Origin of the sequence: Pseudomonas grandcourensis (assembly GCF_039909015.1) — a bacterium.
Lineage (GTDB): Bacteria > Pseudomonadota > Gammaproteobacteria > Pseudomonadales > Pseudomonadaceae > Aquipseudomonas > Aquipseudomonas grandcourensis.
The window spans coordinates 3376029-3388574 of the sequence record NZ_CP150919.1 but is presented as its reverse complement, the minus strand read 5'-3'; the positions used below and the strand labels follow the sequence as shown (position 1 = coordinate 3388574).

10 protein-coding genes are annotated in these 12546 nt (G+C 53.8%); 2 read left to right on the top strand and 8 right to left on the bottom strand.

All coding sequences use genetic code 11. The annotated features are described in order from the left end of the window. Positions 1 to 27: 27 nt before the first annotated feature. Positions 28 to 1317: an MFS transporter gene (locus AABM52_RS15120; RefSeq protein ID WP_347906541.1), complete on the bottom strand. Its 1290-nt coding sequence runs from the start codon at positions 1315 to 1317 to the stop codon at positions 28 to 30. Between the two features lie 133 nt (positions 1318 to 1450). Next, positions 1451 to 2182 carry a GntR family transcriptional regulator gene (locus tag AABM52_RS15115; RefSeq protein ID WP_347906540.1) on the bottom strand — a complete coding sequence of 244 codons (732 nt, stop codon included), beginning with the start codon at positions 2180 to 2182 and terminating at the stop codon, positions 1451 to 1453. A 525-nt stretch (positions 2183 to 2707) separates the two neighbouring features. Between AABM52_RS15115 and AABM52_RS15110 the strand changes: the two genes are divergently transcribed. Continuing rightward, positions 2708 to 3496, top strand: a complete 789-nt coding sequence (locus AABM52_RS15110) for an SDR family oxidoreductase (RefSeq protein WP_347906538.1) — start codon at positions 2708 to 2710, stop codon at positions 3494 to 3496. 358 nt (positions 3497 to 3854) lie between these two features. Here AABM52_RS15110 and AABM52_RS15105 read toward each other — a convergent pair whose 3' ends face one another. Further along, entirely contained in the window at positions 3855 to 4424 is a 570-nt protein-coding gene (locus tag AABM52_RS15105) for a gamma carbonic anhydrase family protein (RefSeq protein WP_347906537.1), read from the bottom strand. Positions 4425 to 4896: 472 nt separating this feature from the next. On the opposite strand from AABM52_RS15105, the gene AABM52_RS15100 reads away from it, so the two are divergent. Further along, a complete protein-coding gene (locus tag AABM52_RS15100) occupies positions 4897 to 5874 on the top strand; it encodes a GntR family transcriptional regulator (protein ID WP_347906535.1) in 978 nt (325 codons plus the stop codon). A gap of 66 nt (positions 5875 to 5940) precedes the next feature. Here the strand turns inward: AABM52_RS15100 and AABM52_RS15095 are convergent, their stop codons facing one another. The 5 genes from AABM52_RS15095 to AABM52_RS15075 all read right to left on the bottom strand — a co-directional run bounded on the left by AABM52_RS15095 (position 5941) and on the right by AABM52_RS15075 (position 12493). Beyond that, on the bottom strand, positions 5941 to 7467 hold the full coding sequence (locus AABM52_RS15095; protein ID WP_347912573.1) for an altronate dehydratase family protein: 1527 nt from the start codon (positions 7465 to 7467) through the stop codon (positions 5941 to 5943). After that, positions 7464 to 8831, bottom strand: a complete 1368-nt coding sequence (locus tag AABM52_RS15090; RefSeq protein WP_223441446.1) for an MFS transporter — start codon at positions 8829 to 8831, stop codon at positions 7464 to 7466. The genes AABM52_RS15095 and AABM52_RS15090 overlap by 4 nt, the downstream gene beginning before the upstream one ends. A gap of 109 nt (positions 8832 to 8940) precedes the next feature. After that, positions 8941 to 9867, bottom strand: coding sequence for a 3-keto-5-aminohexanoate cleavage protein (locus AABM52_RS15085; protein ID WP_223441443.1), 927 nt, complete (start codon positions 9865 to 9867; stop codon positions 8941 to 8943). Positions 9868 to 9917: 50 nt separating this feature from the next. Next, positions 9918 to 10880 carry a 3-hydroxyacyl-CoA dehydrogenase gene (locus AABM52_RS15080; RefSeq protein ID WP_223441440.1) on the bottom strand — a complete coding sequence of 321 codons (963 nt, stop codon included), beginning with the start codon at positions 10878 to 10880 and terminating at the stop codon, positions 9918 to 9920. A gap of 392 nt (positions 10881 to 11272) precedes the next feature. Continuing rightward, a complete protein-coding gene (locus tag AABM52_RS15075) occupies positions 11273 to 12493 on the bottom strand; it encodes an alpha/beta fold hydrolase (RefSeq protein ID WP_347912572.1) in 1221 nt (406 codons plus the stop codon). Between the last annotated feature and the right edge of the window lie 53 nt (positions 12494 to 12546).

Sequence of the window (12546 nt, the reverse complement as noted above, 5' to 3'; positions counted from 1 at the left end):
GCGTTCATCTATAGAAGGTAAAGGGCATCAGGCCCGCGCACTCTCGTTGCCGTTGACCGTTGCTGGCATCGATGCACTCGAAGCTTCGAGGCTGCGTCCACGGGTTTCCGGCAGACAAAGTGCCGCGATCACCGCAACGCCGTAGGCAATCCCGGCGTCGATACCAATCGCAGACCCAAGGGACATGGAGTCGCTCATGTGACCGACCAGGAACGGGAACACAGCTGAAAGCACTCGGCCAAAGTTGTAGCAGAAGCCCACACCGGCACCGCGTACATCCGCCGGGTACAGCTCGTTGAACAGTGCTCCAAGGCTCGCGGGAATACCGGCCGCGAAAAAGCCGAGCGGGAACCCCAGGAACAGCATCTGGGTATTGGTCAGCGGCAGGAACACATAACTCTGCACAGTGACGACACAGCAAAGCGCGAACAGCACGATGTTTTTGCGTCGGCCAATACGGTCGATCAAAAAGCCGCTGACTACACACCCACACCAGAACGCGAAGATGATCACCGCCAGGTAGCCGCCAGAGTTCAGTACGGACAGATTGCGCTCAGTCTTGAGGAACGTCGGCAGCCAGGTCATCACCGCGTGGTAACCACCGTGCGCGCCCAAACCCAACAGACCACCGAACAGCGTTACGCGGATCAAATCGGGGCGGAAGATGCCGGCCAAGGATTTGAAGAAACTTTGCGGGATGGCGTTTTCTTTTTGCAGACGCTGGAAGCTGTCGGGCTCCTCGACATTACGACGCACCCAGATAATCAGGAACGACGGTAGCAGCCCGACCAGGAACATCACGCGCCACGCCATGTCCTGCGGCACGAAGGAATAAATCAGTGTGAACACTCCGACGGCCAGCCCCCAACCCACGGCCCAGGCACTTTGTACGGTGCCCATCACTTTGCCGCGATACTGCGGATTGATGGTTTCGGCCATCAATACTGCACCTGCTGCCCACTCGCCGCCGATGCCGAAACCCTGGAGCGCCTTGACGATCAAGAGCTGGTTGAAGCCGCTCACAAACGCGGAGAGAAAGGTAAAAAAGGAGAACCACAAAATCATCCACTGCAGCGTACGCACCCGGCCGTAGCGGTCGGACAACGTCCCCCCTACCCAGCCACCGATGGCTGAAGTGACCAGAGTCACTCCGCTGATCAGCCCCGCGTCGCCCTTGGTCAGGGCAAAGGCGCCGATCAAAGCCGGAATCGCCAGGCCAAACATTTGTACTTCCAGTGCGTCGAGCGACCATCCGCCGAAGCAGGCCCAAAACGTTTTGCGCTCCCGAGGAGTGACTTGGCGATACCAGCTGAACATGGTTCTTATCCTTATAAGTGGAACGTAAGGCAGCCGAGAGCGAACCGCACCGCTACAGGGCCAGTTTTGGCAAACAAACAGGAAACCAGCGACGACTTATTCGCCGCTGAACAACTCACTACACGGGCAGGCGCTAGCGAATATCCACGCTGTAACGGAAATGCTCTGCGTGGCCACGAGAACGACGCCACTCCAGTGGCGTACCGGCGTAATCACGGGCCAGCCGTTCGATCACTACCACCGGACTGTTAATCGGCACCTGCAACAGGCGTGCGTGTACGTCGTTGACCGACTCGGCGGTGAGGGTCTCTTCGGCATAGGCAACGACCTGGCCGCAGAGGTCTTCGTAGATTGGATACAGCAATGGCCCTTTCAGGCTGAGGTCGGTCTCAAGCAAGGGTTGGAAACGGCTGCGCGGCAACCAGATTTCTTCGGCAAGTACTGGCTGAACCTCCAGCAAACGCAAACGAACAATGCGAATCACCGGTGCATCGGAGGGCAGCCCAAGCGCTTGGGCTACGGCCGAGGGCGCGGCAACGGGCTCGATTGACAGGATGCGGCTCTCCGGTACCTGGCGCTCACCAGAAGCAGACTGAAATCGAAAGAAGCGGAACAGAGAGGATTGAAATTGTGGACGACGAATGAAAGTCCCTCGCCCCTGCTGACGCTCCAGAATGCCCTCACTGACTAACGCATCAATCGCTTTGCGCACCGTGCCGGTAGAAAGTTCGTACTCCGCTGAAAGCGCAGCCTCGGTAGGAATCGCCTCGCCAGGACGCCAGCGATTTTTGGCGATCTGCTCAGCCAATTGGTCGCGCAGGCGTTGATAGAGCGGCAGGCGAGTATCACTTGGGAGAGTACTCATCGACTTTATTCACCTTGTTATATAGTCATCTATATGAATCTTAAAGCGAGTATTTCCCCAGACGACTCGGCTGTCAAGAAGGGTCATGCCACCGTGCTGACGAATGGTGAGCCATTGCCCAGGCAACCTCACATCTAGCCAGCTCTGTGATTTTCAATGCTTACCGCACCAATACCTTCAAAAACTCGAAGCAGATTAAGCCGTTTAACTGCCCTTACCCAGGCAACAAAAAAGGCCCTGATGGGCCTTTTTGTACTCAATCCAAAATCACTTCCTCAGCCAGGACTCAACCGTGGCGGAGCCGTGTTCTGCTTTCCACTCTTTAAGCGTCGTGTGCATAGGTCTGCGTCAACTGAAAACCTAAGTGACGCTCCACATCCCAAAGTGGAATCAAGCACTCTTCGCCAAAATAGATCCTGCCTTGACAAGCCTGCTGTGATCACATATCACTATGTATACATTTTTGAGTCATACTTTGTGACTTGGAAGGACGTCCGACACAAAAATAAGACAGGATACGAAGCTATGAACGTTTTGAAACGACTCACCCCCTACTCCGGATTGAAGGTTCTGATTTCTGGGGGAGCAGCTGGTATCGGAGAAGTAATTGCCGCTGCCTATCTCGAGATCGGGGCGAAAGTGCATGTTTGTGATGTCAGCGAGCGGGCAGTCTCAGCATTTCGTGAACGCTACCCTGAGGCGCTAGCTACGCTGGCCGATGTTTCTAATTCAGATGAGGTTAAGCGTGTCTTTGAGATACAACGAGAGTGGGCGAATGGGCTGGATGTTCTGATAAACAATGCTGGCATCGCAGGGCCGACAGCCGGGATAGAAAGGATCAGTGATGTCGAGTGGGAACAGACGATAGACATAAACCTCAATGCACAGTACCGCTTCGCCCATCATGCTATTCCCCTGTTGGTTGAGTCAGAACATGCTCACATTATTCACATCTCATCCGTCGCAGGACGCTTAGGTTATGCTTGGCGGACTCCTTACGCGGCGACCAAATGGGCAATTGTAGGGTTGATGAAGTCCCTGGCTGCGGAGTTGGGCGAAAGAGACATTCGAGTCAACGCACTCCTACCGGGTATCGTCGAAGGCCCTCGCCAGGATCGCGTCATCAGTGATCGCGCCAAGCAATTAGGAATTTCAGAGCCGGAGATGCTCCAACAGACGTTGAAGAAAATCTCATTGCGCCGGATGACTCCACCCGAGGATGTGGCAGCAATGGCCTTATTTCTCTGCTCTCCTGCCGCTCACAACGTGACAGGTCAAGCGATCAGCATCGACGGTAATGTCGAGTACCTCTGATCAAGTTTCGCGATAGATCTACAACGGCTCGCCAGCAGTCTTGCTGGCGAGCCGTTTATTTAGCGTGTGTATCGGGAATGGCATATTGCTTTCGTACCCAAACTGAACCACAACGCCGGATCCCACCCGATTAACCAGTTCGATAATCCAGTACGTGCCCGAGCCCAGGAACAACGCAGTACCCGTGGCACTAGGGTGGCAATGAGAACTTCTGGAATACCACAAAGACCAAATACACCTACTACCAACGTAATGTCGTTATAGATAATTACGTCAAGAGCCACTTCGGGGAAGCATAGTTTAGTTGCTCACTCCGTTCCTTGTGCTGAAAAATGTCTGGCACTTCGCGCCGTGTTGATTATCCGCGCGCACCATAAAGACTGCGGGCTTCGATCGTTAACGAATCGCTGGCGTCTTCTGTAAGCTCTGTCAAAAAACGACTTGCATTAACAACGTACCCCTGTGCGTTGGCGCGTAGTCCTGCTTGCTGCTCTTCATTGAGTACGCGAACCACCTTGGCAGGCGAGCCCAGCACTAATGACCCATCCGGGATAACCATTTTTTCTGTAACGAGAGCTTTAGCGCCAATGAGGCAGTTCGTGCCAATTCGAGCACCGTTGAGTACGACCGCCTGAATACCAATCAGGCTGCCATCACCGACTTCACATCCATGAAGCATGGCTTGATGACCGATGGTGACATCCTTCCCCAAGGTCAATGGAAACCCCGGATCCGTATGAAGGATGGCACCGTCCTGGACATTCGATCCTTGACCAATCGTGATCAACTCGTTATCTCCGCGAATTACAGCACCGAACCACTCACTGGAATCTTCCTCCAAGAGCACCCGACCTATGACAGAAGCTGTAGGTGCCACCCAACTCTTTGGGTGAGCGTCAACTTTTAGGTCTTCCAAGCGGTATTTCATTGCTGATCACTCCTTTCAACTATGTGGATGAAACGCTTACCCGTTATATCGGAGCCGGTAGATTTATGAGCAGCTGCGAGTTTTTTAGGTGCTAGGTCTTTTTCAGCTCCAGGCATGTCCTGCTGCACGAACCTTTGCTGCTCCAAATAGACAGCCGGGAGACAGCTGCATTTGAGGCTGGGCTCTGCCTGGTGCACACCCCAGCCTGGAGACCATTGGGATAGTTCTCCTAGATAGCAACCGTGCAAGTACGTTACGCATCGGAGTGAGGTGTCGAGCGAGCGCATTCTTCGAAGAAAATTTCGTAGCAATGTGGCAATAGGACTTAACGGGCGGGGCCCGCGCAAGTGAATCCCCGGTTGTCGTAGTGCGCTCATGACCGTTCTCCAGTCTTATTTTTATGTAGATCGATGCTAGTCGGCTTTCAAACTTAGTCCGGGCTATTAGTGATATGTGATCACGGTTTATGATCGTGCGCAAGATTCTTTTCGACGGTATGGAGAAAGGCCGACCAAGCTATTACATGCTGCTCCGTACTCACCCACCCGAAAAAACGACGCAAACCGATCTCGCTGTCGAAAACTTGAAGGCTTCGGGACTCCTGGTGCAATGTGAGTGTTCTGATGCCCAAATTCGGTCTGTTACGGATTTTCTAGCGCTCTCTAAAACTGTGATCACATATGTCTTATTTTTCTATACCGGCCGGGTGAATCTGCCTATAATTCTCGCCATGAACATATCCACACTTGTAACGCCCTCGATCCATCAGACCCTCAGTGCAGACGTTTACTCCCAGCTGCGTGATCTGCTGATAAGTGGACGTGTGATGCCCGGGGAGAAGCTTTCACTCAGATCCATTGCGGATGCTTTTGGCGTTAGCGTTATGCCTGTTCGCGAAGCGGTACACAGGTTGGTCGCTGAGCAGGCGCTTGAAATGGCGGCAAATCGATATATTCGCGTTCCTGTACTAACGGTCAGCCAGTTCCGCGAAATCACCAGTATTCGGTTGAATTTGGAAGGGCAGGCTGCGGCACGCGCTGCGGAACTGGTTGGCGCAGAGGCGCTGCGTGAAATAGAGGATATACACGAAGCATTTTGCAAAGAGTTTGCACAAAGCGCTCCCGATGAATCACGACTCATCGCACTGAATAAAGAATTGCATTTCGCAATCTATAATCAGGCGGAAATGCCCATCCTGCTCCAGATCGTTGAGTCCCTGTGGTTAAGAATCGGGCCTATCCTCAATTATGATCTGCGATCAGGCAATGAACGCGTGGTACAGCGAGTACAAGCCAGTCATCACGCTGCGATGGTTGATGCTTTAAAGAAGCGCGACCCTGTTGCTGCTTGCGAGTCACTGCAGAATGACATTAAAAGTGCCGCCGAATTTATCCTGAATACCGGGGCGCTGATCGTGGCCGATGCAATCAAGCCTGTCGAAACTCATTAACTTTACCGACAAGCTATAAAAACGAGGCGCTCTGGTTTACAGGGCGCCTCTTTTTTTGCTCGTTTCTTACATCTGAGCGCCGATCATCCAGGGTACTGTTTCTTCGTTGCCAACGCCCAGCGCTTCGCTTTTAGATTTTTCTCCAGACGCCACGCGAATAAGCATGTCGAAGATTTCCTTGCCCTTGGTTTCAAGGGTGGCATCGCCATCCATGACGTCCCCGCAATTAATATCCATGTCATCCTTCATCCGGGTGTACATCTTCGTGTTGGTTGCGAGCTTGATCGATGGAGCAGGTTTGGCACCAAAGCACGAGCCACGGCCCGTAGTGAACGCAACGAGGTTTGCGCCGCTGGCGATTTGGCCAGTGGCTCCCATCGGGTCATAGCCAGGCGCATCCATGAACACCAAGCCTCGGACTGTAATGGGCTCGGCGTAACGATAAACGCCCATGAGTGCTGAGGAGCCACTTTTGGCAACTGCGCCTAAAGACTTTTCGAGAATGGTCGTCAGGCCGCCGGCCTTGTTACCAGGCGTGGGGTTGTTATCGATACTGCCTTTTTCGCGGTCTGCGTAGCTTTCCCACCATTTGATAAGGTCGACGATACCCTGGCCAACCTCACGGGTTGCCGCACGGCGAGTGAGGAGGTGTTCAGCGCCGTAGATCTCGGGCGTTTCGCTCAGAATGGCCGTTCCGCCTTGCGCTACAAGCATATCGACAGCAACACCAAGGGCGGGGTTGGCCGTGATGCCTGAATACCCGTCCGAACCGCCGCACTGGAGCGCCACGGTGAGGTGTCTGGCCGAGACCGGCTCGCGCCGGCACTCGTTGGCAACCGGCAGCATCGATTCCACAGCGGCAATGGCGGCATCCGCTGCATTGCGGGTTCCGCCAACATCCTGGATAACCACGGGAGCGATAAGCTTGCCAGTCTCGATGCCCTGGGCCATGAACAGCGCACCCATCTGATTGGCTTCACAGCCAAGGCCGATGACCACCACCCCAGCGAAGTTGGCGTGCTTGATGAACCCACCAAGCGTGCGCCGCAGTTGGTTCACCCCCTCGCCATTGTGTTCAATGCAGCAACCGAAGCTGTGGGTGATCGGCACCACGCCGTCCACATTCGGATAAGCATCCAGTGCACCGTTTCGCGAGAAGTGTTCAACCACCATTTTGGTCACTGTCGCGGAGCAGTTCACTGTGCTCACGACACCGATGTAGTTTCGAGTAGCAACCCGACCGTCCGCTCGGACGAACCCCTGAAACATGACGGGAGCGGCGGCAGGTGAGGCGATTTTGGCGTCCTCGCCGAACGCGTAGTCCCGCTCGAACGTCGCCATCTCAAGATTGTGCGTGTGCACGTAATCGCCTGGCTCAATGGCTTGCGTGGCAAAGCCGATAATTTGCCCGTAACGCAGAACAGCTTCGCCTGCGTTCACATGTGCAAGGGCAATCTTGTGCGCTGCGGGTACATCGGTGCGCACCACGATATTGCCGAATTCGCTGACCACCGTTCCTTGGGAGACAGGAGCGCGTGCGATTGCAACGTTGTCGTTGGGGTGGAGTTTAAGTGCCAGGGAGATGGTCTTCATTTCATCCTCGAATTTTCAGTAATGCACGGTGCCACGTGGGGCAATACGATGTTGTCCCGAGTTTTAGTGGTTGTTTCCTGTGCTTGACGCAACCTCAGGCTGAGGAATGCAGCGAGGGTCAAGAGAGCTGCAACAATGATGAGTCCGTTCTTGGTACTTCCTGTTGTCTGCTCTACAAAACCCAACAAGGAAGGGCCGAAGAAACCACCGGTAATTCCGAAGGTATTGACTAACGCAAGTCCCGCCGCCATACCGGCGCCCGCCAACCTTGAACTGGCGAAGAGGAAGATCACCGGCTGAACAACAAAGAACATCGACGCTGTCAGCGTAAATCCAATCAGTGCGATCAAGGGCGAGGTGTAAGCGGCGAGGGTCAAGCCGGCCGACATCAGGAGCAGGCCTCCAAACATGATCTTGCGAGATAACTTCGGCGTTGTTGCATATTTTGGAAGGAAGGCTGCGCCAAGTGCTGCAGCTATCCAGGGGATCGAATTCAACAGTCCTATTTGTACGGACGTCAAACCTCCGTAGGTACCAATGATGCCCGGCAAAAAGAAAATTACCGAATAGACACTGATCTGATGGAGGAAGTAAACCGCGATGGCGAGCCACAGTTGAGGGATTTTAAGAACGCCCTTGAAAGAATGGCCAACATTGCCGGACGCCATTTCTTCATCATGTTCTTTCTTCAGGTTTTGCTCTACCTCAGTGGCTTGCTCCCTGGACAGCCAACTTGCAGTTGATGGCCCGTCCGGAAGCTTGCGCCAGATGACGACGGAGAAGAGTACCGCTGGAATGCCTTCTATGAAGAATAGCCATTGCCAGCCGTGCCACCCCAGGATTCCGTCCATCTGCAGCAACAGCCCACCAACAGGGCCGCTGATGATGTTTGCCAGACACACTCCGATGAGGAAATAGCCGCTGGCTCGTGCTCTTTGCTCCCGACCAAACCAATAGGTCAGATAGAGCATTACGCCCGGGAATAGTCCCGCTTCAGCAGCCCCCAGTAGTGCACGGGCGATGTAGAACGTCGTCTCATCGGTGATGAAGGCCATGCCTGCGGACAATAACCCCCAGGTGATCATGATCCTGGTTATCCAGAGTCGGGCACCGACCCGGTGCATGATCAGGTTGCTGGGTACTTCCATGAGTGCATAGCTGAGGAAGAAGAGCCCTGCACCAAACCCGTAGGCGGCAGCGGAAATACCCAAGTCGACTGCCATGTGGGTTTTGGCAAGTGAAATGTTAGTTCTATCCAGAAAGCTTATGACGTAAGCAAAGACCAACATCGGCATTAGCTTGCGAAACATTAAAGCGTTCAGCGACTGTCCCTTTTGTGTTTTTGTATGGGTCGTAGCTAACATGGTTCATGTTCTCCTCATGAGGATAAATTGCTAGGGCGCTGGTGTTGTGCCGCGACCTTTAATTATCAAAATATCCTCTAGATAGACTTTAGGGGGTGAGTACCCGCGCTTAGAAGTTGACGTTATCGCCACCTTTGAGTTTCAGGATTTCCCTGGCGTCATCGGGTGTCGCAACTTCAAGAGAAAGACCTTCGATAATCTTACGCATGCGCAAGACTTGATCGGCGTTGCTTTTTGCCAATTGACCTGGGCCGTCCCAAAGCGAGTCTTCGAGACCTACACGCACGTGTCCTCCTAGGGTCGCTGATTGAGCGCCAATGCTCATCTGCTGCTTACCTGCAGGAAGAACCGACCATTGATAGTCATCCCCGAAAAGCCGATCAGCTGTGCGCCGCATATGTAGAACGTCCTCAGGGTGACCGCCGATACCGCCCAGGATGCCGAAAACCGACTGGATCAAAAATGGGGGTTTGATGAGGCCGCGATCAATGAAGTGTGCAGCGGTATAGAGATGCCCAATGTCATAGCATTCGATTTCGAAACGGGTACCGTTTTCACTGCATGACTCAAGGATGTGAGCAATGTCGGTAAATGTGTTTTTGAAAATACGATCATGGCTGCCAGCGAGGTAAGGTTCCTCCCAGGCATGTTTGAACTCCTTAAACCGATTGAGCATTGGGTAAAGACCCATGTTCATCGTGCCCATATTTAGTGAGGCCACTTCCGGTTTGAATTGATGTGCCGGGCGAAGTCGATCCTCAAGAGACATTGTCGGTGCACCACCTGTCGTCAGGTTGATCACCACATCGCTAGCCTCTTTGATAGCAGGGAGGAATTGTTTGAACAGTTCAGGATCCTGAGAGGGGCTGCCATCAATTGGATTACGAGCATGTAGGTGAACAATTGAGGCGCCAGCCTCAGCAGCACCAATCGCCGCTTCGGCAATTTGGCCTGGCGTGACCGGCAGGTAACGGGACATGGAAGGTGTGTGAATTGCGCCGGTAACCGCGCAAGTGATAATGACTTTACGAGCCATGGTGATCTCCTGGGTACTTTTATTTTGGTGTTCAGGATGAAGAAAAACTGTCAAGAATTTGGGGCTTGACGCTTATGAGCAGCGAGGGCCATCAGGCGGCGGTCACGCCAGGCGGAACGCAATGCAATTCCTTCGAGCTCAAGCTTTTGGCGACGCTCGTCATGTACTCGGGCAACTGCTGATTCCGACCAGTCAAAAGCATTTTCAGAACCGATCGTCTCGCGGTTTTGTTGGCCATAGCGCTTGGCATAGTCGGATACGCCGGCAGGGGCGTTGAGATCGATGGTTTCGAAGGGGCCCATAAACGACCATCGAAGGGCGAGTCCATCTTTCAGCACCCGATCAATATCCTCCGAGCTGGCCAGACCGTCCTCGTGCAATTTGAAGCATTCGTTCAGGACTGCGGCTTGAACTCGATTGAGCAAGAAACCGTGTATCTCCCTCGACAGGACGACAGGGCTCTGTCCGGCTGCGGTGTAGATCTCATGCGCTCGAACCATGACCTCGGAGTTTGTCCACGGCGCAGGGCACAGTTCTACCAGCGGAACCAGGTAAGGCGGGTTGGTAGGGTGAGCAACTACGCAGCGACCCCGACCTGGCAGATCCCTGGTGAACTCAGAGGCCGGTAGCCATGAGGTTGAACTCGCAAGAATCGCGTCCTTGGGAGCCAGCGCATCCATTCGACTGAAGATGTCGATTTTTGCCTCCACCGTTTCCCGAACGTTTTCTTGCACGAGCACCACGTCACGTAGCGCTTCCGCCAAGTCGGGAACACACGTAATGCGCGCAAGTACGGTGAGGGGGGCGTCATTGAGAAGATCGAATTCTGCGAGCTCATTGAGTCTCGCTTCGATGTAGGCATGGCTGTTCTGCATCGTCTGCAGATCCATGTCGTGCAGACGTACCGGATGCCCTGCGCGAGCAAAAACGATCGCCCACGCTCTGCCAATCAGGCCAGCGCCAACGATTGCAACGGGGCCACGCTCAGTCGCAGAGGTAGTTGTACTTCGCATGATGTTCTCCAACTTTTGTATTTATGGTTAGGAGTGATCGTTCGAGCGAGGTTTTACATATTGCCGCCGCTCAGATGTACGCTCTGAAATTGATGCTATCCGGTGTGATCACAGATCACAAGGAAATTTTCGCGAGTGTCGGACAATCGGCCTCACGAGCAATGCGAGGTCGCTGAGGTAATAGTTGAGAGGGATCTAGGTGAAATTGAGCAGCGGCAGCTGAGTGCGCGCGTAGCGGTAGCGGCTAAGCAAAGAAAGCAAGAGCCTCAAGGGTTGGCGCAAGACCAAGTATCTTGCGCCCAGGTTGGCGAAGGTCTCTTTCGACCCTCAACCTGCAGGCTGAATACACGCCAGAAAGCCCGCCTTCCAAGCGGGCCTTTCAATCATGTCTTTCAGTTTTTGTGACCGTGTCCGGCTTCCTGAAGGAACGCGCGTACCGTGTCACAGAACTCCAACGGGTTTTCAGTCATTGGATAGTGGCCAGTACCTGCGAGCACGGCGATCTTACTTCCAGGAATTCGAGATGCCGTTTCCTCAACCTTCTCTTGGTACACCAACCAATCGGCGTCACCGCGCAGAAGTAAAACAGGCGCTTTGATCTTTCCAACTTGTTGCCGCTGATCAAAGTTCGCATAGCCTGTCAGGTCGCCTTTCATCACCTGCGGCGTGGTGCGCGAGATCTGCCACACCACCTCCCTCGCGCGATCTGGTGGAGTGCGATTTCCCGTCATCGAACGAGACCAGGCACCGATGATCTCTGGCCCGTTCATGAGCAACATATCAAGAAAGAACTCGGAAACCGTTGGAGTGAAATCTGCCCCCTCGGCTGAAATGATCGCGCTGTACGCATCGGGGCGACGTGCCCCCAACTCCAGCACTAGGTTGCCGCCCATGGAGCATCCCATGATCGCTGGCCTTTCAAGTCCTAAGGCCTCCATCAGATGCTCGTTAAACTCCGCATGGCGAGTAAGACTGTGGAATGGGCCTGATTCGGGTAGCTCTGATTTGCTGTGCCCGGGGGCGTCAATTGCAATGACGCGGAACTCATCTGAGAGACCGTCCAGTACGTGCCTGTACATTAGAGAATCTTGTGATGCTGCATGGAAGCAAACGAGTGGACGCCCCTCCCCTGACTCTTCGTAGTAAACGCGAATTCCGTCCACGGTAATATACCGTCCTACCGTCTCTTTGCCGGACGGCTTCGGCCCGGGAGAATAGGAGACTGGTGGGTTAGTATCAGTTTTTCCTACTCGCTTCATTGCGTCGAACGCGCGAGCCATCACATCTACGTACTGCCATGCGGCGACCACGTTGCCCTCAAGCTCAAGTTTTCCCAATCCTGGGGACAACGCTTCAAACCAGTCGATCTTTCCGTCAAGAACGCGCTGCCACTCATCATCAGAACCAGACACGATGATGTCCGCGCCCAAGGGGCTTCCTTCCGGGTAAACCGCAACGACTTTACCGGCGAGAACCGCAAGCGTTGAGAAACCTGTGCTGTGCTTGAATTGAATGCGTCCATCGAAATAGCGAGCAGCTGCAGTCCAATCAGCATCACCGTTTAACTCGTCGGCGAACTGGCTCAACCATTTGGCATCATTAATAAGGGTCATGACTTTCTCCTAGCTTTAGCTATCCCCAAGGGGATTTTCTTGTAAGTGCAGGT

Bases quoted from the DNA above. Each gene is read 5' to 3' on its own strand.
- AABM52_RS15120 (WP_347906541.1), bottom strand. From the start codon at position 1,317: ATGTTCAGCTGGTATCGCCAAGTCACTCCTCGGGAGCGCAAAACGTTT.
- AABM52_RS15115 (WP_347906540.1), bottom strand. From the start codon at position 2,182: ATGAGTACTCTCCCAAGTGATACTCGCCTGCCGCTCTATCAACGCCTG.
- AABM52_RS15110 (WP_347906538.1), top strand. From the start codon at position 2,708: ATGAACGTTTTGAAACGACTCACCCCCTACTCCGGATTGAAGGTTCTG.
- AABM52_RS15105 (WP_347906537.1), bottom strand. From the start codon at position 4,424: ATGAAATACCGCTTGGAAGACCTAAAAGTTGACGCTCACCCAAAGAGT.
- AABM52_RS15095 (WP_347912573.1), bottom strand. From the start codon at position 7,467: ATGAAGACCATCTCCCTGGCACTTAAACTCCACCCCAACGACAACGTT.
- AABM52_RS15090 (WP_223441446.1), bottom strand. From the start codon at position 8,831: ATGTTAGCTACGACCCATACAAAAACACAAAAGGGACAGTCGCTGAAC.
- AABM52_RS15085 (WP_223441443.1), bottom strand. From the start codon at position 9,867: ATGGCTCGTAAAGTCATTATCACTTGCGCGGTTACCGGCGCAATTCAC.
- AABM52_RS15080 (WP_223441440.1), bottom strand. From the start codon at position 10,880: ATGCGAAGTACAACTACCTCTGCGACTGAGCGTGGCCCCGTTGCAATC.
- AABM52_RS15075 (WP_347912572.1), bottom strand. From the start codon at position 12,493: ATGACCCTTATTAATGATGCCAAATGGTTGAGCCAGTTCGCCGACGAG.